We start from the raw sequence: 23972 nt of genomic DNA on the forward strand, positions 1-23972 counted from the left end.
GGATAATAACAATGAATGCCGAATAAACCCAGGCGGAGCGCGGCTTGCGCGCGACCGCCATCGAGACTGCAGGCGGTTTAACGCCGTCCGGCCGCGTTTTCGTAATAGCCGATTCGCTCGACTTTCGGCGCCGATCCTCCCCCTTCAAACTCCGATTCCAGCCAGGCATCGACGATGGTTTTCGCCAGTTCGGCACCGATGACCCGCGCGCCCAGCGTGATGATCTGAGCATCATTGCTTTTGCGCGCCCGTTGGGCGGAGTAGGTATCGTGACATTGCGCCGCACGAATGCCGGGCACTTTATTGGCCACGATGCTCATACCGATGCCGGTGCCGCACAGCAGGATGCCCCGCCGATGTTTTTCCTCCCGTATCGCCTGCGCGACGCGATAGGCGATATCGGGATAGATCCCCGTTTCTGCGGCGCGATCCGTCGTGTAGTCAATGACGGGGATGTCCCGTTGTTGCAGGTGGGCAACGATCAGATCCTTCAGTTCAATGGCGGCATCATCGGCGCCGATGGCGATAGGCAGCATAGCGGTCTCCTGATTGGTAACGAAAAGGGTGGCGATCCTCGGTGGCGCCACGTTCATTACCGTATCCCTGTTTAATCAAATGTTCAATTGATGTTCTTTTGTTTTTTGCTGGATTTTTCAGTTTGCCACTGTAAAAGGTGATATCAGTCACTAAAAAAGGGCTTTCAATCGTTGTTTACCCTAGTTGAGACGGGTTTTTGAGCGATATCACACTTTGATAAGTTCACTGTGGGCAAATTGAACGCGCGGCGTTAGTGTTCATTTGTTCTTTGTTTGTATTAATGATCAAAATAAGTTCCCCTACCAGAGGAGAGTGCTATGTGTCAGACCTGCATAACAGAGGCGAAAATGGCGGCCGGTATCCCCGAGATCATGAAGGCGGTTGTGGCGTACGCCCCGAAAGATTACCGCCTGGAACAGGTGCCGGTACCGAAGATCGGCCCGAAAGAGATCCTGGTGAAGATCGAGGCCTGCGGCATCTGCGCCGGTGATGTTAAAGCGTTCGAAGGGGCGCCCAGCTTCTGGGGCGATGAAAAACAACCGGCATACATCAAGGCGCCGATGATCCCCGGCCATGAATTTATCGGCCATGTCGTGGGGTACGGCGAAGGCGTCGAGGGCTTCAATCTCGGCGATCGCGTGATATCAGAACAAATCGTTCCCTGCTGGCAATGCCGCTTCTGCAACCGCGGTCAGTATTGGATGTGCGAAAAGCATGACCTGTACGGTTTCCAGAAAAACGTTAACGGCGGCATGGCCGAGTACATGAAGTTCACCAAAGAGGCGATTAACTACCATGTGCCGGCCGACCTGCCGATCGAAAAAGCCATTCTGATCGAACCCTATGCTTGCTCCTTCCATGCGGTGCAACGCGCCAATATCAAACTGGGCGATGTGGTGGTGTTGGCCGGCGCCGGCACCCTGGGGCTGGGCATGATCGGGGCGATCAAAAAGTCCGGGCCTTCGAAGCTGGTGGTGCTGGATCTGTCCGACGAACGTCTGGCCTTGGCGAAGCGCTTCGGCGCGGATGTGACGCTGAATCCCACCCGTGACGACGTGCCCGCCGCGGTTAAAGCGATGACCGACGGCTACGGCTGCGACATCTACATCGAGGCGACCGGCGCACAGAAGTCCGTGGAACAGGGCCTGACGCTGATCCGCAAGCTCGGCACCTTCGTCGAATTTTCCGTGTTCAAGGATCCGGTGACCGTCGATTGGAGCATCATCAGCGACCGCAAGGAGCTGGACGTGCTCGGTTCGCACCTCGGCCCTTACTGCTACCCGCTGGTGATCGAAGGCATCGCCAATGGCGATCTGCCGACCGAAGGCGTGGTGACGCATACGTTGCCGCTGGAACAGTTCGCCGAAGGTTTCGAGCTGATGAAGCGCGGCATCGGTTCAATCAAAGTGGTGCTTAATCCAAACCTCTGAAACCTGCGTCGTTCCTCGGGTGCGGGCGAGCCTGCGCCTCCATAATCACATGTGCTGGGGTGTTCTATGTTGCATGGACTGATTCATCGCATTGGTCTGTCACCGAAACTGCTGCTGGGCTATGCCGGCGTGTTGGTGTTCATGATGGGCGAAGGGCTGGAACAAGGATGGCTGTCACCTTATTTGATTGGCAAAGGGCTTAGCATTCAGGAATCGGCGCTGCTGTTCAGCGTTTATGGCTTTGCGGCCGCGATCGCCGCCTGGTTTTCCGGCGTGCTGGCGGAAATCTTTACCGCCCGGCGGGTGATGTTGGCCGGCCTGCTGCTGTTTCTATTCGGTTCGGTGTGTTTTTTGACGTTCGGCCTGCCGAGCAACAACCTGGCGATCATGGTGCCGACCTATGCGCTGCGCGGCCTGGGCTATCCGCTATTTGCCTACGGTTTTCTGGTGTGGGTGGCGTATGAGGCGCCGCCGGAAAGGCTGGGGTCGGCGGTGGGGATTTTCTGGTTCGTCTACAGCGGCGGGCTCAGCGTGCTGGGCGTGCTGTATTCCAGCATCATGCTGCCTTATCTCGGCGAGATCCACACGCTGTGGAGCGCGCTGATTTTCGTCGTGCTGGGCGCGGTGATTGCGCTGATGCTCAATCGCGACGACGGCGCGGCACAGAGCGGCAACCGGGAAAAAGCGTCGCTGGGTTACGTCTTGAAGGGCATCACCATCGCGTTTGAAAACCCGAAGATTGGCCTGGGCGGCATCGTGCGCACCATTAATACCTCTGCGGCTTACGGCTTCGTCGTATTCATGCCCATGTACATGATGGATATGGGGTTCACCCGCACGCATTGGCTGCAGATGTACGCCGCGCTGTGGACGGTCAACATCATTTTCAATCTGATTTTCGGCGTGATCAGCGACGGGCTCGGCTGGCGCAATGTGGTGATGTGGTTTGGCTGCGTCGGCTGCGCCTTGACCACGCTGATGTTCTACTACGTGCCGCAATTCTTCGGCGCCAATTATCTGCTGACCGTGTGCGCCGCCGGGTTGTTCGGCGCCTGTCTGGCGGCGTTTGTGCCGTTGTCGGCCATCATGCCGTCGCTGGCGCCGGATAATAAGGGCGCGGCGATGTCGATTCTCAATCTGGGCGCCGGCCTGAGCACCTTCGTCGGCCCGGCGGTGGTGGGGCTGTTTATCGGCAGTCTCGGCACCGTTGGCGTGATCTGGATCTTTACCGGCTTGTACCTGTTCAGCGGCGTGCTGATGAAATTTGTCACGCTGCCGAAAGAAAGCGCGACGGCGCAGGAGGAACGCGGCGCGAGTTTGGCGAAAATATCCTGACCGATCGTGAAGTTCACAGTTTTAAGGGGAAATTTATGATTAATCATCAAACTACGGCGCCGCGCGAGCTCTCGCTGCAGGGCAAGGTGGCGCTGATTACCGGCGGCGCTGCAGGGATCGGTCTCGCGATTGCCGAACGCTATCTGCAAAACGGCGCGCGCGTGGCGCTGCTCGATCGGGCGCCGCAGGTTGCGGAAGTGGCGCGACAGCTGGACGCCGAGGCGGCGTTGGGCGTCGTGGCCGACGTCACCGATGCCGCGTCGGTGGAGCGGGCGGTGGCGCAGATTGAGGCGCATTTCGGGCGGCTGGACGTGCTGGTCAACAGCGCCGGCATCGTCGCGCTGCATCCGGCCGAGGAGCTGCCGGAAACGGCGTGGGATGCAACCCTGGCGGTCAATCTGAAAGGCGTGTTTCTTACCTGCCAGGCGGTAGGGCGCCGTTTCATTAGTCAGCGCGGCGGCAGCATCATCAATCTCGCCTCGCAGGCCGGGGTGGTGGCTTTGCCTAATCACCTGGCCTATTGCGCCAGCAAAGCGGGCGTTATCGGGTTGACCCAGGTGCTGGCGCTGGAGTGGGGACCACACAACGTGCGGGTCAACGCCATTTCACCCACCGTGGTTTTGACGGAGCTGGGCCGTAAGGCCTGGTCTGGCGAGGTGGCTGAGCAGATGAAGCAGAAAATTCCGCTGCGGCGCTTTGCTGAGCCGCAAGATATCGCCGCCAGCGCCCTGTTTTTGGCCGGTGACGCGGCAGCGATGATCACCGGCGCCAACCTGGTGGTCGACGGCGGTTACACCATTCAATAATTTCTTATTCAGGCGACAGAGAGGCCGCGATGAACAGAATCATTAACGATCCCGATCACGTAGTGGAAGACGCCATCCAGGGCTACAGGCTGGCCCACCCGAACTATTACGCCGCCACCGACAATGCGCGGGTGTTGAAATATCCGCCTGCGCCGATCGCCGGCAAAGTGGGCATCGTCACCGGCGGCGGCTCCGGCCATGAGCCGGCGTTCCTGGGCTATGTCGGCAAAAACATGCTGGATGCCGTCGCGATTGGCGAGATTTTTTCATCGCCTACGGCGGGGGCTTTTCTCGACGCCTTCAAGGCGGCGGACAGCGGTGCGGGTGTCGCTTGCCTGTACGGCAACTACGCCGGCGACAACATGAACGTCAAGATGGCGATCAAGAAGGCGACGGCGGCCGGCATACGGGTGAAAACCGTGGTGGCCAACGATGACGTCGCCTCGGCGCCGGCCAGTGAGAGGGATAAGCGACGCGGCGTGGCCGGCGAAATTCTGATGTGGAAGGTCGGCGCGGCGGCGGCGGCCAAGGGATACGATCTGGACGGCGTGATCGGCGCGGCGCAAAAAGCCATCGACCGGTGTCGTTCGATCGGCGTCGGCCTCAGTTCCTGCACCATTCCCGCGGTCGGCAAACCCAATTTTCATATCGAAGACGGCAAGATGGAGATCGGCATCGGCCATCACGGCGAACCGGGCATTGAGGTATCGCCGATCCAGTCGGCGTCGGCGATGGCCGGCACCATGCTCGATTTTGTGCTCAACGATATGCCGTTGGAACAAGGCCAGGAGGTGGCGTTGCTGATCTCCGGGCTTGGCGCCACGCCGGTGATGGAGCTGTATATCTATTATGCCGAAATAGAGCGCCGGTTGACGGCGAAAGGCGTGCGGGTGCATCGGCGCTACGTCGGCAATTACTTCACGTCGCTGGAAATGATGGGCGTGACGCTGACGCTGATGACGCTGGATGACGAACTGAAAACGCTGCTGGACATGCCGGCGCAATCTTTAGGCTTAACCCAGGTGGAGTGAATCATGACGGAACAAATTTCAACCCGGTACGGCAGTGAGATCGTTACGGGGCTGATAGAAACCATTGTCAGCAACCGCGAATACCTGAGCGAAATCGACGGCGCCATCGGCGACGGTGACCATGGCATTAATATGTCGAAGGGATTCGCGATGTGCGGCGATGCCATTCGCGGCCGCGAGCTCACGCTGGCGCAGGCGTTCGATGCGGTATCGGATGCGCTGATGGAGGGCATCGGCGGTTCGATGGGGCCGCTGTACGGCAGCCTGTTCATGGGCATGGCGGAGAGCGTCCGTGAGCGCAGCGTGCTGGATAAGCAGGCATTTTTGGCGATGTTGCACGGCGGATTGAGCGAACTGCAGGACATCAGCAGCGCGGGCGTGGGCGACAAGTGTCTGATGGATACGCTGATACCGGCGGTGGCGGCGTTTGAGCAGGCGGCCGGGCGCGGTGACGACTTCGCCGCAGCGCTGGAAAAGATGAGGATCGCCGCGGAACGCGGGCGCGATTCCACGCGCGAGCTGGTGGCGAAAATCGGCCGCGCCAGCCGTCTGGGCGAGCGTTCGCGCGGCGTACTGGACGCCGGCGCGGTATCTTGCTGCCTGCTCTTGACCCGATTGGCGGACGAGGTGGAACAACGACTGAATACCGTTGCCGCTTGAACGCGTTATACTAGCGGGCATTCAGCCTTGTCGGAGGGGCGTGTATCGTCCCTCCGCCATCATCAACCGGCCTGCCGTGGGGAAACGTCTAACGGATGGAAAAACAAACTGTGTCCCAGGATAACGAACTGCTGACCGAAATCGCCGTTGCTTATTATCAGGATGAGATCACGCAGGAAGAGATCGCCAAAAAATTCGGCATCTCACGGATCAAAGTCGGTCGTTTGCTCAAGCGCGCCAAGGAAGAAGGCATCGTCGAGATCAACGTGCGTTATCACCCGGTATTCAGCACCCGGCTGGAACAGCAGATGATGGAACGTTTTCCCATCAGCCGCGCGTTGATCGCGCTCGACCATCAGGACGAAGAGGAACAGCGTCGGCAGGTGGCGGCGCTGGTGTCCAACTATCTGGCGATGTCGCTGAAAGACGATATGGTGTTGGCGGTCGGCCAGGGACGCAACGTGGCGGCGATCGCCGATCACGTCGGCAGCGTGACGGAACGCAACTGCAAGTTCATCTGCGGCATCGGCGGCACCCACCGTCCGGGCGATGCGATCAACGCCGACCATATCAGTCGGCGCTTGGCGAAGAAGTTCGGCGGCAGCAGCGAGACGCTTTACGCGCCGGCCTACGTCGAAAATCGCGCGCTGAAAGACGCCTTCATGCAGAACGGCACGATCAAGGAAACGCTGGACCGCGCGCGTAAGGCCGATGTGGCGTTAGTCGGTATTGGCGACATGAATGAAAACAGCTATATGGTGAAATTGGGGTGGTTTACGCCGCACGAGATTATCGACGCCAGCCTTAATCAGGGCGTGATCGGCGACATCGCCGGCTATGACTTTTTCAATGCTCAGGGGCAGCATGTCGACACGGTGATGAATGACAGAGTGATCGGGCTGAGCATTGATGAGCTGCGCAAAATCCCTTGCGTGATCGCCATTGCTTCCGAGAATACCAAGGCGTTGGCGATTTTGGGCGCTTTGCGCACCGGCGCCATCGACATTATCGCCACCAGCGCGCTCAATGTGCGCACTATCCTCAACATGTCGCAATAGCGGCACCTGCAAAAAAAAAGGGTTCAGCGCCAGGCTGAACCCTCAACGATCTCCTCATTTGACCGATTATTTGCTCAGGTTGACGTCGATCGCCTGATAGAAGGCGTTGGCGGTGTCGGCTATGTCCCACACGGCAAGGATCACGTGCGAACCGCTGCGATCTGCCGGTATGTTGCACTGGTGGGTGACCTGTGCGGCAGGGATGGCGCCGCCGTCGTTGAACTGGCAGAACGGCGTCAGGTCAAAGGAAGCGCGGGTCAGCGGCTGCGAAGCGTCCCAGTTCGGCTTGGTGATGAAATAGCGCCAGCTGGTGGTGCTGTGACGGGCGGTCAGCTTCCAGGTAAAGGAGTTCGGGCCGGTTTTCAGGTTGAGCTTGTTCCAGCGCGTCGGCGTTTGCTGATCCAGTTCGAAGAAGGTGGACTTGTCGGCGCTGGCGATGTGGCCGTCAGCCGGGCCGGCCTGTGGGAAGCCTTTCAGGCCTTCGACGCTCTGCGGTTCGTACTGCACGCTGCCGCACTGTGTGTTGAGCTGCAGTTTGCACTGATAGGCGCGGCTGGCCGGCGATTCGACATAACCGTGAGCATTCGCCTGTTGCGAAACGCCGAACATGGCCGCGCTCAGCAGGCCCAGAGAGAGCAGGGTACGGGAAGTTTTGTTCATAAGTCACTCCTGACTGAAATTATGTTGTAAGTTGAGCGTATTTCACCGACAAAATGAGAGACTAATAACGCAATTGGAAATAACCCTTCTTGTCGGCTTGTTTTATTTTTACCATTCTGGTTTGGCCGTAGATTGGAATGTTTTACCGGCTATTAACGAAAAATATTATGATGACGATCTTTGATCGTTAGGCCGAATTTATTTAACTGTCACAGTGTAAAAGCACGGCGCTATGATGAAATTTATATCAAGTAGTGATGAATAGTATTTAAGATAGCGCTCTCATTTATGAAGTATATTGCTTGTTGCGTTGAGTACCCTTGTTTGATTTGATCGATTTTTGTGCGCCACCACCTTGGGAATTTAGTGTCATTTTTCTTATTTTATTTTAAAGAGGAATTTGTATGACTAGATTATCCCTGGACGCGATTAAAATAATCAGCACCATCAAGAACACCGGATCTTTCTCTATGGCGGCGGAGGCGCTGCATAAAACGCCTTCGGCGATCTCTTATCGGGTTTCCAATATTGAAAGCAAACTCTGCGTGAAACTTTTTCATCGTAATGGCCCCATGATTACCCTGACGGATGAAGGGGAGTTTCTCCTGCAGGAGGGCAGCTGGATATTAAATGCGGTGCAGGATCTGGAAAGCCGGGTGCGCAACATTCCCAAGCTAGACAATAATATCCGCCTGGCGGTAGACACCTTCTTCCCGCTGGAAACGCTGACGCAGGATATCCGCGACTATATTCAGCATTGCCCGAACGCCAATATCTCGGTGCAGCGGGAAGCGTTGAACGGCACCTGGGATGCGCTGAAGAACAACCGGGCGGACCTGATCATCGCCATCGGCCAAATCCCCGACAGCGTGCAGGCCAAAACCCTGATGCTCGGCAAGCTCGACTTTGTGCTGTGCGTGTCGCCTTCCCACCCGTTCGCGGCGCAGAGAACGCCGGTATGCAAGAAGCAGCGGCTGAACGACATCGTGGTCGCGATCGCCGACAGCAGCCATGAGCTGCCTAAACGCAATCACGGCACGCTGCCCTTGCAGCGTCAGTTGGTGGTATGCGATGTGGAAAGCAATCTGGCGCTGCTCAAGCGCGGCATCGGCCACGCTTTTCTGCCGCCTGCGTTGATTGAAAAGGAACTGGCCAGCGGTGAACTGGTGACGGTGCCGGTGGAGATGCAAAAGGGGGACGAAATGATTTGGCTGGCGTGGCATCCGGCCAGCAAGGGCGCCGGGTTTAACTGGTGGCATGAGCGGCTGACGCGCAAAAGCGATGTCTACAGCCTGATGGGCCGCGAAGTGGTACGGGATGGCGGCTATCCGTGGTGCCACAACTGATGGAATAGAGACGAAGGGACGCGAAAATCAAACGGTTAACTCAATGAAAACCCCGCAGCATTCGGCTACGGGGTTTTTTTACGGCTTACGCCACGCGGCCCACCTTCAGCCAGGCGCTGTCTGAGCCGGGCGCCGAGGTGATGTAACCCCACTTGGTCTGCCAGACGTAGCCTTGGTAGGACACCAGCGCGCCCTGGGCGTAAGTGGTGCCCGGCACATAGGCCGGCGCGGTCATGATCGGCAGGTTGCCGGGGCCGACGCCGGTGTATCGCAGGCCGGTGCCCATATCCAGCTGGCTGTCGTCGTAGTCTGCGGCGTTGAAATAGCGATCCAGCGCGGCCAGCAGATCGCCGTTGCGGTTGTCTTGCCCCAAATGCCAGAACATTACGCCGCCCAGCTGCTGCTGCTTGATGTACTTCGCTTTGTATTTGAAGCTCTCGGCATCGTCATAGGTGACAAACAGCCCGTTCTGCGCATGATACAGATACGGGGTTTTGGTCTTATCGTTCCACAACCGCTGATAGCCGTAGTTGCCCTGCAGCATCTGCTCCAGCTGGCGATAGGAGGCGATGCGCGGATCCTTGTCGCGCACGCACTCGTCGCAGCCCACCAGCCAGTAATCGGCGTTCGGATACGGATCTTCGCCCGGCGTGCTGTGGCTGCTGTACTGGCCGCCGTTGCCGCCGCTGACGCCCTTGAAGGCGCGGCCGTAGAAGGGCACGCCCATGACGATTTTGGCGCTCGGCACGCCTTCCATCATCAGGTGCTGCTGCACGGCGGCGTCGACCGTCAGGCTGAACGGGCTGGGGAAGGCGCGGGTCAGCTCTTCCCAGCTCCAGCCCAGATTGGCTTCGCGCAGCGCGTTGTAGAAGGTCGGCCCGGCCGCGTCGCCGAACAGCGCCGCCTGGTGGTTGGTGATCTTCTCCCAGGGGCCGGCCAGATCGTAGGTCATCAGGTTGATGTAATCGAGTGGCGCGACGATTTGCGCCAGCTTGCTGTAATAGCGCGACAGGAAGAAGGCGCCGCCAGCGCCGGCGATGGTCAACTGATACGGCAACGCCTGGCGGCCGTCCGCGATGGTTTGCTGGTTCAGCAAGGTGCGGATCTCCTGCAGCGCGGCGATGAAACCGTCCACTTCCGCCGCCTGCGGATACTCCCAGTCGATGTCCACGCCGTCGAAGCCGTAATCCTTCATGATGCGCACGCAGGATTGGGCGAACTTGGTGCGCGCCGCCGGGGTTTTCACCGCGTTGACGTAGTTGGCGTGCGACACGCCCAGATCGTTGGAGTAGTACCAGCCGCCGATGGAGAACATGATGCGCAGGCTGGGGTTGTGCGCTTTGAGCGCGGTTAAACGGTTGACCACATCGCGCGCTTTGGCGTCGTTGGTGGCCGGATCCCAGGCGCATTCCAGGTTGCTGTTGATATCCAGGAACGAGAAGTTAATGTGCGTCAGCTGTTTGGCTTTGGCCGGCGTGATGTTGGAAACCGGGAACGGCACGACAGACGTATCGGTCTCGGTGTAATTATTGATTTGGTTGGTCGGAATAAAATAATACCCAATAACGGCTTTGCGTGTGGACATGGCATTTCTCCAGAGTGGATGTTTTTCAATGGGGGAATATTCCCCGTCGCCATTAATGTTTATTTTCCTCGAGAATAAAAGTCGAAATAAATCACCATAAGAATGAATTTTTATTAACTGCCGCATGCATTGGCGTTTTATGTGTTGTGCCAACGTTCAGCGTGAATGAATTCGACCATAGGGCCTGTATTTATTCATTTGCTTTGTAATAGCATCCTTAACTAGATTCTGAGTATCCGATGTCCCGCCGGCCATGATTGGCATTTAATTAAAAATAAAAAGGAGATGAGCTATGTCCAGCATAGAGCCTGACGCTGTTGGCTTAATAGTCCAGCGAGTATGTGAATATCTTCAGCCGGTATTGAACGCCATTCTGGCCGGCGTGATGGCGCTATTACATGGCGCTTACCGCAACGTGGGCATTCGGCGCCGTTTATTGAATGCGGCGATGTGCGCGTTATTGGCCTGGACGGTGCGCGATGCGCTGGCGCTGATGGGCCTGGAATTAAAGTGGGCGAATTTGGCCAGCGTACTGATTGGTTTTATGGGGGCGGATTACATCAACGCCTTAATTAAAAAATTCATCGGAAAAAAGACGGGGTTTAAAAATGTTAAATGACATTGAAGAGATTCGTTTTACCGCCCGCAGCGAAGAGAACCTGCGCGGCGTGCACCCGGATCTGGTGCGCGTTATTCGCCTGGCGCTGCGTTATTCGCTGGTGCCGTTTTCCGTCAGCGAGGGGCTGCGCAGCATGGCGCGCCAGCGGGAAATGGTGCGCGCCGGCAGCAGCCAAACGCTGCGCAGCCGCCACCTGACCGGGCACGCGGTGGACGTGGTGGCGATGCCGGCGGGTGTGGCCTCCTGGGAGTGGGATTACTACGCGCAGATTGCGGTGGCGGTGCGGCGCGCGGCGCGTGAATGCGGCATCAACGTCGAATGGGGCGGCGAGTGGAAAACCCTCAAGGATGGCCCGCACTTCCAACTGCCGTTCCGGGACTATCCGGCATGAGCGGCTGGCTGCAAAAACTGATGCAGGGCGGCTTGCTGCTGTTGTTGCTGGCGGCCATCTGCCTGGGCGGCTATAGCTCGCTGCTGTCGCACCAGTTGGCGTCCGCGCGGCAACAGGCGGCGGAACTGCAAAAAAGCCTGGCGCAGCAGGCGGGGCTTATCGCCACCTTGCAGACACAGGATGCGCAAAATCGCGCGCTGATGGCGGCGCAGCAGCGGCAGGAACGGCAGTTGCGCCAACAACACGAGGCTTATCAGAGGAAATACCGTGAAGCGATTAAAAACGATCCCTGCGCCGCTCAGCCTCTGCCTGGCGCTGTGCTTGAGCTCCTGCGCCCGGCTGCCGCCGCAGGCCGTACCGCTGTTGCCCCCTGAGTCGGTGTTCGCTCCCTGTGAACAACCGCAGTTAGAGGGAGAGACCTGGGGGGATGCGGTGAGCTATGTCCTGGCGTTACAAACCTCGTTACACATTTGCGCCGGCCAGCTGGAGACGCTCAACGCCTGGCGCGCCACGCTGCCGCCGCGCTGACGGCGGCGTTTCTCTGCTCGTCTCGCAGATCTTCTTTTTTTACTTTTAAAACGCTCTTTCGACCAAGGTTATGGCGCGCTTCAAAGTTTGTGATGTTTCTCTCACTATACTTCAAGGCTGTGCCCTGTCATTGTAATTGGGCGCCATGGCCCACGGCAGGGCGCAGCCTCAAAGCCTTACCTCAACATAAAAGCAAAAAACAAAGGAATCCATAATGGACGAACAGCTCAAACAGAGTGCCCTTGATTTCCATCAGTTTCCTGTCCCAGGGAAGATCCAGGTTTCCCCTACCAAACCGTTGGCGACCCAGCGCGATCTGGCGCTGGCCTATTCGCCGGGCGTCGCCGCGCCTTGCCTCGAGATCGCCGAAGATCCGCTGGCGGCCTACAAATACACCGCGCGTGGCAATCTGGTGGCGGTGATTTCCAACGGCACGGCGGTACTGGGTCTGGGCAATATCGGCGCGTTGGCCGGTAAGCCGGTGATGGAAGGCAAGGGCGTTTTGTTCAAGAAGTTTTCCGGTATCGATGTATTTGATATCGAAGTGGATGAGCATAACCCTGACAAGTTAATCGACATTATCGCCGCGCTGGAACCGACCTTCGGCGGCATCAACCTGGAAGACATCAAGGCGCCGGAGTGTTTCTACATCGAACAGAAACTGCGTGAGCGCATGAAGATCCCGGTATTCCACGACGACCAGCACGGCACGGCGATCATTACCACCGCTGCGGTGCTCAACGGCCTGCGCGTGGTGAAGAAGAATATCTCCGACGTGCGGCTGGTGGTGTCCGGCGCCGGCGCGGCCTCCATCGCCTGCCTGAACCTGCTGGTGGCGCTGGGGCTGCGTCAGCAGAACATCACCGTCTGCGATTCCAAGGGCGTCATCTATAAAGGCCGCGACGCCAATATGGAACAGACCAAAGCCGCCTACGCCATCGAGGATAACGGCCAGCGCACGCTGGGCGACGCCATCCCGAATGCCGACATCTTCCTCGGCTGCTCCGGGCCGGGCGTCCTGACGCAGGATATGGTGAAAACCATGGCGCGCGATCCGCTGATCATGGCGCTGGCCAACCCGGAACCGGAAATTCTGCCGCCACTGGCCAAAGCGGTGCGCCCGGACGCCATCATCTGTACCGGCCGTTCCGACTACCCGAACCAGGTGAACAACGTCCTGTGCTTCCCGTTCATTTTCCGCGGCGCGCTGGACGTGGGCGCCACCACCATCAACGAGGAGATGAAGCTGGCCTGCGTGCATGCCATCGCCGATCTGGCGCTGGCGGAGCAGAGCGACGTGGTGGCTTCCGCGTATGACGATCAGGATCTCTCCTTCGGGCCGGAATACATCATTCCGAAACCGTTCGATCCGCGCCTGATCGTCAAGATCGCGCCGGCGGTGGCCAAGGCGGCGATGGATTCCGGCGTGGCGACGCGCCCGATCGAAGACTTCGACGCCTATGTGGAGAAGCTGGCGGAGTTCGTCTACAAAACCAACCTGTTCATGAAACCGATCTTCTCGCAGGCGCGCAAAGAGGTGAAGCGGGTGGTGCTGGCGGAAGGCGAGGAAGAGCGCGTGCTGCACGCCACGCAGGAGCTGGTGTCGCAGGGGCTGGCCTTCCCGATCCTGGTCGGCCGGCCGAGCGTGATCGAGATGCGCCTGAAAAAGCTGGGCCTGCAGCTGACGCCAGGCAAAGATTTCGAAGTGGTGAACAACGAGTCGGATCCGCGCTTCAACGAATACTGGGGAGAGTACTACCAGATCATGAAACGCCGCGGCGTTTCGCAAGAGCAGGCGCGCCGCGCGGTGATCGGCAACCCGACGCTGATCGCCGCCATCATGCTGCATCGCGGCGAAGCGGATGCGATGATCTGCGGCACCATCGGCAGCTACCACGAGCATTACGACGTGGTGAAGAACGTGTTCGGCTTCCGTGAAGGCGCGCACGTCGCCGGCGCGATGAACGCGTTGCTGCTGCCGAGCGGCAACACTTTCATCGCCGACACCTACGTCAACGACGATCCGACGCCGGAACAGCTGGCGGAGATCACCCTGATGGCGGCGGAAACCGTGCGCCGCTTCGGCATCGAACCGAAGGTGGCGCTGCTGTCTCATTCCAGCTTCGGCTCGTCTGACTGCCCGGCGGCGCGCAAGATGCGCAAAACGTTGGAGCTGGTGAACGAGCTGGCGCCGGAGCTGGAGATCGACGGCGAAATGCACGGCGACGCCGCGCTGGTGGAGAGCATCCGCCACGATCTGATGCCGGACAGCCCGCTGAAAGGCTCGGCCAACCTGCTGATCATGCCGAACATGGAAGCGGCGCGCATCAGCTACAACCTGCTGCGCGTCTCCTGCTCGGAAGGGGTGACCGTCGGGCCGGTGCTGATGGGGGTCGCCAAACCGGTGCACATCCTGACGCCGATCGCCTCGGTGCGCCGCATCGTCAACATGGTGGCGCTGGCGGTGGTGGAAGCCCAGACCGAACCGCTGTAAGCCCGGGTTGAGTGACTGGCCCCCTGTGCCGTTGGCGCCGGGGGCTTTTTTATTTCCAGCGGGCGTGGTACAAATAATCGTCAAATATGTACATGTACAGGTAAAGAAAATGACTACGATTAGCTATACGGCGGCGAGAAACAATTTGGCCGAGGTGCTTTTGGAAGCGCAAAAACAGCCGGTGGAAGTGACGCGCCGCGGACACGATGAGGTTTACATCATTAGTAAGGCCGACTATGAGGTTTTGGTCAAAGCCAAAGTGAAAGCGCGCATTCAGGCTAAACACGCGGATACGATAAAGGCGCTGGCGAATAGATGATCTTTTTGACCGCAGAGGATATTGCGGAGTTCAATGCTGAAATTGTGCCTCACGGCCGCCAGGAAGGCAGCAAAGTTGAGGCTGTAGCCAACCGCGTGCTCAATGCTTACCACTACGAGAACGTCACAGACGTATACCGGTTGGCCGCGCTCTATCTCATCGCCATCAGCCACGGTCACATTTTTCTTGATGGCAACAAACGTACGGCCTTCCAAAGCATGGCGCTATTTCTCGGTATTAATGGCATTGCACTGCGGGAAGACGCAGAACTGGTCGAAATTACGGTTGAAGCAGCTCAAGGCCGCCTCAACGTTGAACAAGCCGCGGAGCAACTGCGCCGGCTAACCGAGTAACTCCCATTCTCATGCCTTGCAGCGCGCGGCGATGGCGCGGATATCCTGCGGGGTGGTGCGGCAACAGCCGCCGATCAATTGCGCGCCGAGCGCACGCCACTCTACCGCCTGATCGGCCAGGCTGCCGTGTTCGCCGCCGCAGGCGTGCCAGGTTTTGCTCACCGCATCGTAATGCTCCCCGGAGTTCGGGTAGACCAGCAGCGGTTTGTCGGCCAGCGCGCTCAGCTGACGCAGCGCCGGGGCGACCTTGTCCAGCGCGATGCAGTTGATGCCGATCGCCAGCACCTGCGGGTTGCCGCGCAGTGCGGACATGACCTCCGTCAGCGGCGTGCCGTCGCTGAGGTGTTGGCTGTCGCGCAGGGTGAAGGCGAACCAGGCGCCGAGCGTCGGGAACTCCTGCAACAGCGTCAGCAGCGCCTGTAGTTCAGCGAACGACGGCAGCGTTTCGCAGGCCAGCAGATCGACGCCGGCGGCGGCCAGCGCGGCGAGGCGAGGGCGGTGGAAGGCAATGAAGTCATCCTGCGCCAGCCGATAGTCGCCGCGGTATTCCGAGCCGTCGGCCAGATAGGCGCCGTACGGGCCCACCGAGCCGGCGATCAGCAGCGGCGCCGCTTGCGGGTGTGCGGCCAGATAATCGCGGCGCGCCCGCTGCGCCAGCTGCACGCTTTTGGCGATCAGCGCCAGCGACTGATCCTGATCCAGGCCGCGGCGCAAGAAGCCCTGCGGTGTGGCCTGATAGCTGGCGGTGATGGCGCACTGGGCGCCGGCGTTGAAATAATCGAGATGCACCTGATAGATAAGCTCGGGATTTTCAATCAGCACCTTGGCCGACCACAGCGGATCGGTCAGGTCGCAGCCGCGCGCTTCCAGTTCGGTGGCCAGCGCGCCGTCCAGGATCAGCGTCGACTGTTCGGCCAGCAGGCGGGCGACGGGGTTGTTAACCGACATGTTGTTCTCCCAAAGCATTTTTTTGCCCGGCGCGCCGGGTCAGGAAATAGGTGAGGTAGCACAGGGCGACGAACGGCAGCCCGCAGTAGAGCGCAATGCGCTGCTCCGGATCGAACGCCAGCCCGATGCAGGCCAGCAGGCACAGCGCAAAGCCGAGGATCGGCGTCAATGGATAGCCGGGCGCGCGGTATTTCAGGCCGCTTATCGGCTGGCCGCTGCGCAGGTAGGCGCGGCGGAAAGCATAGTGGGCCGCGCAGATGCTCAGCCACACCGTCACTACCGCAAAGCCGGAGATCGCCGACAGGGCGACGAACACCGTGTCCGGCGCGATCACGCTGGTCAACAGCGCCAGCACGCCGCCGAGCATGCTGAAGGTCAGGGCGTTGATCGGAATGCCGCGCGCATTGACGCGCGCAAAGTAGGCCGGCAGGGTGCGCTGGTGGGCCAGCGACCACAGCATGCGCCCCGAGGCGTACAGGCCGGAGTTGGCCGCCGACAGGATGGCGGTCAGGATCACGAAGTTGAAGATATCGGCGGCGTAAGGCACACCGATGCGTTCAAACACCAGCACGAACGGGCTTTTGACGATCCCCGCCTGATCCATCGGGATCAGCGCCGCCAGCACGAAGACCGTGCCGATAAAGAACAGCATCAGGCGGATCACCGTGGTGCGGATCGCCAGCGGTACGACTTTTTCCGGGTTCTCGGTTTCACCGGCGGCGATGCCGATCAGCTCCGTGCCGGAGAAGGCAAAGTTCACCGCCACCATGGTCATCAGGATCGGCAGCGTGCCGTGCGGCAGCCAGCCGGAAGCGGTCAGGTTATGCAGGAACGGCGCCGGGGTGCCGTCTTTCATCGGCAGCAGGCCGAACATGGCGGCACCGCCCAGTATGATGAACGCCAGAATGGTCACCACTTTGATCAGCGAAAACCAGAATTCGCTTTCGGCAAAAAAACGGGTGGTCACCACGTTAAGCAGGAAAATGGCCGCACAGAAGAGCAGGCACCACAGCCACACCGGCGACTGCGGGAACCAGTACTGCATGCAGAATCCGGCGGCGGTCAGGCTGGAGCCGAGCGCCACCGTCCAGGTGAGCCAATACAGCCAGGCGACGGCATAGCCGGTGGCCGGCCCCAGATAGCGCGAAGCATAGACGTGAAAGGCGCCGGTTTCCGGCATCGCTACCGACAACTCACCCAGGCACAGCATCACCAGATACACCACCAGCGCGCCGATCAGGTAGGCCAGCAGCGTGCCGAGCGCGCCGGTGGTGGAGATGATGTAGCCGGTGTTGAAAAACAGCCCGGTGCCGATCACGCCGCCCAGCGACAACATCACCAGGTGCCGGGCCTTCATGCTGCGTTTGAACTGCCCTGCGGCGGGCGCCGATGCGTGCATAATAATCTATCCGTATAGACGTCTAAATATCTGAATGGCTATTGGTTATACCCGTAATGCCTTTTTAACGCAATGCGCCACCGGCGATCGCCGCGTAAAAAAATCGTTAAGCCGGATCTATATGCAAATGATAATTATTATCTATAATGTCGCCATTTTCGATAATGGGGCAACATGATGAGATATTTGATTTTATTGGCGGCCTTGGCGCTCGGCGCCTGCAGCCAAACGTCGGTGAAGGCGCCGGCCAATGACGTCGCGAGTTTGGGAAGCATCACCGATCTGCACAGCGGCGCGGCCCTGACGCCGGAGCAGCTGTTGACGCGATTGGCGCAGCAGCCGCGGGTGATCGTTGGGGAAAAGCATGACAATCCTTGCCACCATCAGATTGAGCAATGGCTGGTGCAGCAACTGCCGCAGCGGCGGCCGCAGGGCAGCGTGCTGATGGAGATGATCAACCCGAACCAGCAGGCGCAGGTAGACAAGGTCAAACAGTGGTTGCAGAGCGACCCCACGGTGCGTGACGGCCGCGTGGCGGAGCTGATCGCCTGGCAGCCGGGCTGGAAGTGGGAACTGTATGGCGGGGTGACGATGGCGGCGATGCGCGCGCCTTACCCGCTGTGGTCGGCCAACCTGGATCGCAGCGAGATTACGGCGTTCTATCAGCAGCCGCAGTTCCCGGCGGGGCAGCTATCGGCGCAGCCGGCGGTGCGCAAGGCGCTGGAAGAGACCATCCGCACTTCGCACGGCGGCAAGATTGAGGCCGATCAACTGCATGCGATGTTGGCGATCCAGCAGCAGCGCGATCGGCGCATGGCTGAGCGCTTGCTGGCGGCACCGACGCCCGCGCTGTTGATCGCCGGTGGTTATCACGCCGCCAAATCGGTGGGGGTGCCGCTGCACGTGCGGGATCTGCAACCGGCGGCGGTGCCGACGGTGCTGATGCTGGCGGAACCGGGCGTACAGGTCGATGCGAACACCGCAGACTACCTGTGGATCACACCATCAGTGAAATGAATACGTTAAGAGAGTGAAAAGGGGTGTTAATTATAGTTGCAAATGATTGTCATTAGTAAATGTGATCTGCAATCATTCGCAATTAAGCAAGCTAATGCCCCTATGTTAAGTCAGTCTTACTCCCTCCCGGCCTTTGAACTGCCGCAGCCGCGCTGGGCGCGCGGCCTGCTGCTCGCCCTGGCGGCTCACGCGGCGTTGGTGCTGCTGTTTTATTGGCCGCAGACGGCGCTGGAGCCGGTGGCGCTGCCGCCGCCGGCGGTGATGATGAGCTGGGCGGCGCAGATTGAAGCGCCGGAAAGCAAGCCGCTGCCGCTGGGCGTGCAGCAGGCGGAGTCCGCCGCAGCGCAGCCCGCTGAGCAGCAGCAACAGCCGGATCTGCCCAAGCTGGCGCGCGCCGATAAAGCGAAAATCGTGACGGCGCAGAAGAAGCGCGCCGAACACCGTCCCCCGCAAAAAGCGCAGCCGAAGCCGCAGGAACAGGCCAAAGAGACGCGCAATGCCGCCGCGTCCAGCGCCGCCGCGCCGCAGGCGCAGACGCTCTCCCACCACACCGCCGCCCCGATCAACAGCGACGCCAACAGCAACGCGCAGGCCAAGCTGTCGTGGGAGAGCCTGGTGAAAGGCAAGCTGAACCGCATCAAGGATTACCCTTTGGATGCCCGCAGCCGCCGGCGCAGCGGCATGCCGCAGGTCAGTTTCAGCGTCGATGCGCAGGGGCGGGTATCGAACGTGATCCTGCTGGCGCGTTCCGGCACCGCGTCGCTGGATCGGGAAGCGGTGGCGGTGGTATCGCGCGCGCAGCCGTTGCCGCCGCCGCCGCCGGAGATGCTGCAGCAGGGGGCCGTCAGGGTGACGATGCCGATCGATTTCAATCTGGCGGAGCTGAACGCCCGCCGTTAATGCCTGCAGACGCCGCCTCGCCGCCGTCCGCCTTTTCAAACTTCGTGAGGGATTATGAATCCGCTGTTATTCACCCCGCGTCGCCGCATTGCGGCCGCGCTCTGGCTTTCTTTAGGCGTCGCCGGCGCCGCGCTGGCGCAACCGCAGCCGCCGTTGGCGGAACGCGCGCCGAAAGCGCTGACGGCGCATGGCGAGACGCGTACCGACGATTATTACTGGCTGCGCGACGACAGCCGAAAAGAGCAAAAGGTACTGAATTACCTGAAGGCGGAGAACCGCTACACCGAGCAGATGATGGCGCCGTACCAGAAGCTGCGCGCCACGCTGTATCAGGAGATGCTGGGCCGCATGAGTCCTGACGATCGTTCGGTGCCGTATCAGCTCAACGGTTATCGCTACCAGGAAAGCTACGCCGCCGGTAAAGAGTTCGCGCGGTATCAGCGCCAGGCGCTCACCGCCGACGCGCCGTGGCAAACCCTGCTGGACGCCAACCAGCGCGCCGCCGGCCACGCTTACTATCGCCTGGGGGCGATGGACATTAGCCGGGACAACCGCCGTCTGGCGGTGGCCGAAGATCTGCAGGGCCGCCGCCAATACCGCATCTCCCTGCGCGAGTTAGGCAGCGAACGCTGGTCGCCGGAAACGCTGGAAAATACCTCCGGCAACATGGTGTGGGCCAACGACAACCAAACCCTGTTCTACGTGCGCAACCACCCGCAAACGCTGCTGCCATACCAGGTTTATCGCCATCAGTACGGCACGCCGACAGCGGAAGATAAGCTGGTGTACCAGGAAAACGACCCGGCGTTCTACCTCAGCCTCGGCCGCTCGTCCTCGCGCGATTACCTGATTCTGACCATCAGCGGCAACACCACCTCCGAGGTGCGCCTGATCGACGCCAACCAGCCGCAGCGCGAGCCGCAGCTGTTCGCCGCCCGGCAGAACGGCCGCGAGTATTATCTCGATCACTACCGCGGCGAGTTCTACCTGCGCTCTAACCATCAGGACCCGAACTTCGGCCTGTACCACACGGCGGCGGCGGGTAAACCCTGGCAGACGCTGATCGCGCCGCAGGCGCAGCACGAGGTGGAGAGCTTCAGCCTGTTCCGCGACTGGCTGGTGGTGCAGGAGCGCGCCAACGGGCTGGTGCAGCTGCGGCAAATCAGCTGGGACGGCAAAACCGAGCGCGCCATCCCGTTCGACGACGCCAGCTACATGGCCTGGCTGGGCTATAACCCGGAGCCGGACAGCGATCGGTTGCGCTACGGTTATTCGGCGATGACCACGCCGACCCGCACCTATGAGTGGGATCTGAACAAGGGCGAGCGCACCCTGCTCAAGCAACAGGAAGTGAAAGGCGTCGATCCCAGCCTGTATCACAGCGAACGCATTTGGATCGCGGCGCGCGACGGCGTGAAGGTGCCGGTCTCGCTGGTGTACCGCACATCGCTGTTCAAAAACGGGCATAACCCGCTGCTGGTGTATGGCTATGGCGCTTACGGCATGAGCATGGATCCGGCGTTCAGCGCCAACCGCATCAGCCTGTTGGATCGCGGCTTCGTCTATGCGCTGATCCACGTGCGCGGCGGCGGCGAGCTGGGGCAGCGCTGGTACAAACAGGGCAAACTGACGCACAAACCGAACAGCTTCAACGATTTCATCGACGCTACCCAAGCGCTGATCAACGACGGCTACGGCCAACCGGGGCGCATCTACGCCATGGGCGGCAGCGCCGGCGGCTTGCTGATGGGGGCGGTGATCAATCAGGCGCCGCAGCTGTACAACGCGGTGGTGGCGCAGGTGCCGTTCGTCGACGTGGTGACCACCATGCTGGACGACAGCATTCCGCTCACCACCGGGGAATACGAGGAGTGGGGCAACCCGCACCAGCCGGCCGCCTATGCGCTGATGAAGTCCTACAGCCCGTACGACAACGTGCGCAGGCAGCGTTACCCGAACCTGCTGGTTACCAGCGGCTTGTACGACTCGCAGGTGCAGTATTGGGAACCGGCCAAATGGGTGGCGAAGCTGCGGCGCTTCAAGCAGGGCGATTCGCTGCTGCTGCTTTCCACCGACATGACCGCCGGCCACGGCGGCAAATCGGGCCGCCTGGCGCGGCTGGAAAACGGCGCGCTGGAGTACGCCTTTATTCTGGCGGCGGATCGGCAGGCGCAGAAATAACCTTCAGCGCCGCGGCACGCTGCGGCGCAATAAAACAATAACAACTTTTACCGCGCTTTCGGCGGGCTTTTTGCTGGGCATTGTCGGCCATCAAACCTTATTGGCTATTTCTGGGGATATATGAAAATCAAAATGATAGCGAGCCTGATCGGCGCGGGACTGGCGCTGTACGGGCCGGCTGCGGCCGCGCAGGAACAGGCGGAAAATAATAAAGGCAGCGTGGCGTTCAGCCCGCTCAACGTCTCGGCCGCCGACGGCGGCAAGAGCAGCGAAAAAGAGGCGTTGGCCAGGCCGGGCGCGTTCAGCTCGCGCGACGAAAACAAAAATCTGGAGTCGGTGGACAGCATTCTGCGCAGCATGCCGGGCACCTATACCCAGATCGATCCCGGCCAGGGATCGGTCAGCGTCAATATTCGCGGCCTGAGCGGCTTTGGCCGGGTCAACACCATGGTCGACGGCATCACGCAAAACTACTACGGCAACTCGCCGAGCGACGCGGCGCACGGGGGATTGCCCACCAGCCAGTTCGGGGCGCTGATCGATCCTAACTTTATCGTCGGCGTCGACGTGGCGCGCGGCAACGCCACCGGTTCCGACGGGGTGAACGCCCTGGCGGGCAGCGCCAACTTCCGCACCATCGGCGTGGACGATGTGGTGTTTTCCGATAACCCGTTCGGCGTGCGCACCAAATTCTCGGTGGGCAATAACGGCATCGGCCGCAGCGGCATGATCGCCGTGGGCGCCAAAACCGCCGCTTTTGCCGACGGCGGCAGTCTGGGGGCGATGGCGGCGATCAGCGGCAGCTCCATCACCTCCAACTACAAAAACGGCGCCGGTTTCGACAGCGAGATGTTCAACGTCGATAAAACCTACCGCCAGAACCCGAAATCCCAGCTGTTCAAGGTGGACATCAAGCCGGATGCCTTCAACAGCATCGAACTGTCGGCGCGCAGCTACCAGAATAAAATCACCCGCCGGCACATCGACAGCGACGATTTCTACCTTAAATACCACTACGCGCCGTTCTCCGAACTGATCGATTTCAACCTGACCGCCAGCACCAGCCGCGGCGAGCAGAAGTTCATGTCCGACAACATGGCGGGATTCAGCGACAGCACGGCGAAAAACATCTCCGATGCGCTAGATATCAACAACACCAGCCGTTTCAGCCTGCAGGACGTCGATTTCGCGTTCAGCTACGGCGGCAAGCTGGTGCGCAACGAGTATAAGAAAAAGGCCTCCGGTTTGGTGACGGATGACAATCAGGCGGAAAGCATGCCGGTGGGAATGTCGGGCAAGCAGGATATCTCCAGCCTGTACAGCGGCCTGCAGGCCAACTACGGCATCTGGCAGGGGAATTTCGATCTGAACTACACCGCCTATCGCCTCTCCGGCTATAAGCCGGCCTGTGACGAGCGCGTAGAGTGCTTCCCGCAGGGCGCCGGCAATATCAACCGTAACGAACACGGCTTCAACCCGTCGGTCATGCTGTCGGCGCAGGTGACGCCGTGGCTGCAGCCGTTCGTCAGCTACAGCAAGTCGATGCGCGGGCCGAATATCCAGGAGGTGTTCTTCGCCAACAGCGGCGGCCAGTCGATGAACCCGTTCCTCAAGGGCGAAAAAGCGGAGACCTGGCAGGGCGGGTTCAACGCCAATGCCCACGATCTGTTGTTCAAGCAGGACAGCTTCCAACTGAAAGCGGTCTATTTCGAAACCAGGATCAAAAACTACATCTCCAGCCAAACCTACCTGGTGTGTAAAGACCGCCAGAAGTGCAACCGTTCGCAGGCGACGCAGGAAGAGTGGGATAACGCGGACGTCAACGTCAGCATGACCATGTACAGCAACGCCCCCGAACCGGTCAAAATGCGCGGTGTGGAGATCGAAGCGCTGTACGACGCCGGTTTCGCGTTTACCAAACTGTCGTTAAGCAAGGAGCATACTTCCCAGCCGACCAACCAGGCCAGCAACGTGTTCGGCGCGGGTGATGTCAGCGAACTGCCGGAATTCTACTTCACGCTGGACAGCGGGGTGCGCCTGCTGGACGAGACGTTGACGCTGGGCGGGGTGGTGAAATACACCGGCAAAGCGGTGCGCCTGTCGCCTGATTCCACTCTCGATGAAAACGAACAGTTGATGAAGGAGCCGGCGCCGCATATTCCGACCATTATCGATCTGTACGGCACCTATCAGGTGAATCGCAATCTGCTGCTGAAGCTCAGCGTGCAAAACCTGATGGACAAGGACTACTCGGACGCGCTGAACAAGATGAATTCGCTGCCTTCGCAGTCACAAGATTTCACGCCGACCAACACCGCCCGTGGGCGGACTTATATCTTCGGGGGGGAGTTGCGCTTCTAAACCGCAGCAGAGCA

23 protein-coding genes are annotated in these 23972 nt (G+C 59.9%); 18 read left to right on the forward strand and 5 right to left on the reverse strand.

From position 1 onward, the window contains the following. Nucleotides 1–77: 77 nt before the first annotated feature. A complete protein-coding gene (rpiB, locus tag ACMGGK_RS05615) occupies nt 78–536 on the reverse strand; it encodes a ribose 5-phosphate isomerase B (protein WP_004936593.1) in 459 nt (152 codons plus the stop codon). Between the two features lie 318 nt (nt 537–854). On the opposite strand from rpiB, the gene ACMGGK_RS05620 reads away from it, so the two are divergent. From ACMGGK_RS05620 to ACMGGK_RS05645, 6 genes are all read left to right on the forward strand, one after another. After that, nucleotides 855–1967 (forward strand): MDR/zinc-dependent alcohol dehydrogenase-like family protein, encoded by a 1113-nt coding sequence (locus ACMGGK_RS05620; RefSeq protein ID WP_028127773.1) that lies wholly within the window; start codon nt 855–857, stop codon nt 1965–1967. Nucleotides 1968–2033: 66 nt separating this feature from the next. Next, on the forward strand, nt 2034–3302 hold the full coding sequence (locus ACMGGK_RS05625) for an MFS transporter (protein WP_004936588.1): 1269 nt from the start codon (nt 2034–2036) through the stop codon (nt 3300–3302). Between the two features lie 35 nt (nt 3303–3337). After that, nucleotides 3338–4108, forward strand: a complete 771-nt coding sequence (locus tag ACMGGK_RS05630; RefSeq protein WP_042705973.1) for an SDR family oxidoreductase — start codon at nt 3338–3340, stop codon at nt 4106–4108. Nucleotides 4109–4137: 29 nt separating this feature from the next. After that, on the forward strand, nt 4138–5139 hold the full coding sequence (locus tag ACMGGK_RS05635) for a dihydroxyacetone kinase subunit DhaK (protein ID WP_033639686.1): 1002 nt from the start codon (nt 4138–4140) through the stop codon (nt 5137–5139). Between the two features lie 3 nt (nt 5140–5142). Continuing rightward, nucleotides 5143–5799, forward strand: a complete 657-nt coding sequence (gene dhaL, locus ACMGGK_RS05640; protein ID WP_033639687.1) for a dihydroxyacetone kinase subunit DhaL — start codon at nt 5143–5145, stop codon at nt 5797–5799. Nucleotides 5800–5894: 95 nt separating this feature from the next. Next, nucleotides 5895–6857: a sugar-binding transcriptional regulator gene (locus ACMGGK_RS05645; protein WP_004936575.1), complete on the forward strand. Its 963-nt coding sequence runs from the start codon at nt 5895–5897 to the stop codon at nt 6855–6857. A gap of 66 nt (nt 6858–6923) precedes the next feature. Here the strand turns inward: ACMGGK_RS05645 and ACMGGK_RS05650 are convergent, their stop codons facing one another. Next, entirely contained in the window at nt 6924–7517 is a 594-nt protein-coding gene (locus ACMGGK_RS05650; RefSeq protein ID WP_004936574.1) for a lytic polysaccharide monooxygenase, read from the reverse strand. Between the two features lie 404 nt (nt 7518–7921). Between ACMGGK_RS05650 and ACMGGK_RS05655 the strand changes: the two genes are divergently transcribed. Next, entirely contained in the window at nt 7922–8863 is a 942-nt protein-coding gene (locus ACMGGK_RS05655; RefSeq protein WP_033639688.1) for a LysR family transcriptional regulator, read from the forward strand. 85 nt (nt 8864–8948) lie between these two features. Here ACMGGK_RS05655 and ACMGGK_RS05660 read toward each other — a convergent pair whose 3' ends face one another. After that, on the reverse strand, nt 8949–10448 hold the full coding sequence (locus tag ACMGGK_RS05660; protein WP_049299552.1) for a glycosyl hydrolase family 18 protein: 1500 nt from the start codon (nt 10446–10448) through the stop codon (nt 8949–8951). A gap of 292 nt (nt 10449–10740) precedes the next feature. Here ACMGGK_RS05660 and ACMGGK_RS05665 point away from each other — a divergent pair, with 292 nt between their 5' ends. The 7 genes from ACMGGK_RS05665 to ACMGGK_RS05695 all read left to right on the forward strand — a co-directional run bounded on the left by ACMGGK_RS05665 (nt 10741) and on the right by ACMGGK_RS05695 (nt 15152). After that, nucleotides 10741–11067, forward strand: a complete 327-nt coding sequence (locus ACMGGK_RS05665; protein WP_004936551.1) for a phage holin, lambda family — start codon at nt 10741–10743, stop codon at nt 11065–11067. Then, complete coding sequence (locus ACMGGK_RS05670; protein ID WP_049299551.1) at nt 11057–11458, forward strand: M15 family metallopeptidase; 402 nt, start codon at nt 11057–11059, stop codon at nt 11456–11458. Before ACMGGK_RS05665 ends, ACMGGK_RS05670 begins: the two co-directional genes overlap by 11 nt. After that, nucleotides 11455–11832: a DUF2570 family protein gene (locus tag ACMGGK_RS05675; RefSeq protein ID WP_197758841.1), complete on the forward strand. Its 378-nt coding sequence runs from the start codon at nt 11455–11457 to the stop codon at nt 11830–11832. Before ACMGGK_RS05670 ends, ACMGGK_RS05675 begins: the two co-directional genes overlap by 4 nt. Beyond that, nucleotides 11726–11986 (forward strand): Rz1-like lysis system protein LysC, encoded by a 261-nt coding sequence (gene lysC / locus ACMGGK_RS05680; RefSeq protein ID WP_420276750.1) that lies wholly within the window; start codon nt 11726–11728, stop codon nt 11984–11986. The genes ACMGGK_RS05675 and lysC overlap by 107 nt, the downstream gene beginning before the upstream one ends. Nucleotides 11987–12200: 214 nt before the next feature. Continuing rightward, entirely contained in the window at nt 12201–14480 is a 2280-nt protein-coding gene (gene maeB / locus ACMGGK_RS05685) for an NADP-dependent oxaloacetate-decarboxylating malate dehydrogenase (protein ID WP_016926766.1), read from the forward strand. 109 nt (nt 14481–14589) lie between these two features. After that, nucleotides 14590–14799 carry a type II toxin-antitoxin system Phd/YefM family antitoxin gene (locus tag ACMGGK_RS05690; RefSeq protein WP_004936539.1) on the forward strand — a complete coding sequence of 70 codons (210 nt, stop codon included), beginning with the start codon at nt 14590–14592 and terminating at the stop codon, nt 14797–14799. Beyond that, complete coding sequence (locus ACMGGK_RS05695) at nt 14796–15152, forward strand: type II toxin-antitoxin system death-on-curing family toxin (protein WP_044030725.1); 357 nt, start codon at nt 14796–14798, stop codon at nt 15150–15152. Before ACMGGK_RS05690 ends, ACMGGK_RS05695 begins: the two co-directional genes overlap by 4 nt. A gap of 9 nt (nt 15153–15161) precedes the next feature. On the opposite strand, the gene mmuM is transcribed toward ACMGGK_RS05695, so the two are convergent. Both mmuM and mmuP read right to left on the reverse strand, forming a co-directional pair. Further along, a complete protein-coding gene (gene mmuM, locus ACMGGK_RS05700; RefSeq protein WP_420276751.1) occupies nt 15162–16100 on the reverse strand; it encodes a homocysteine S-methyltransferase in 939 nt (312 codons plus the stop codon). Next, nucleotides 16090–17499: an S-methylmethionine permease gene (gene mmuP / locus ACMGGK_RS05705; RefSeq protein WP_420276752.1), complete on the reverse strand. Its 1410-nt coding sequence runs from the start codon at nt 17497–17499 to the stop codon at nt 16090–16092. Before mmuP ends, mmuM begins: the two co-directional genes overlap by 11 nt. 177 nt (nt 17500–17676) lie before the next feature. On the opposite strand from mmuP, the gene ACMGGK_RS05710 reads away from it, so the two are divergent. From ACMGGK_RS05710 to ACMGGK_RS05725, 4 genes are all read left to right on the forward strand, one after another. Beyond that, nucleotides 17677–18516, forward strand: coding sequence for a ChaN family lipoprotein (locus ACMGGK_RS05710; protein ID WP_164053732.1), 840 nt, complete (start codon nt 17677–17679; stop codon nt 18514–18516). Between the two features lie 102 nt (nt 18517–18618). Beyond that, a complete protein-coding gene (locus ACMGGK_RS05715; protein ID WP_143778435.1) occupies nt 18619–19416 on the forward strand; it encodes a TonB family protein in 798 nt (265 codons plus the stop codon). A gap of 54 nt (nt 19417–19470) precedes the next feature. Further along, a complete protein-coding gene (locus ACMGGK_RS05720) occupies nt 19471–21597 on the forward strand; it encodes a S9 family peptidase (RefSeq protein ID WP_143778434.1) in 2127 nt (708 codons plus the stop codon). A gap of 120 nt (nt 21598–21717) precedes the next feature. Beyond that, nucleotides 21718–23958: a TonB-dependent receptor domain-containing protein gene (locus ACMGGK_RS05725; RefSeq protein WP_016926772.1), complete on the forward strand. Its 2241-nt coding sequence runs from the start codon at nt 21718–21720 to the stop codon at nt 23956–23958. The last annotated feature ends 14 nt before the right edge of the window (nt 23959–23972 follow it).

It is taken from the genome of Serratia sp. BNK-33-b, from assembly GCF_048684565.1.
In the GTDB taxonomy this organism is placed as follows: Bacteria; Pseudomonadota; Gammaproteobacteria; order Enterobacterales; family Enterobacteriaceae; genus Serratia; species Serratia marcescens.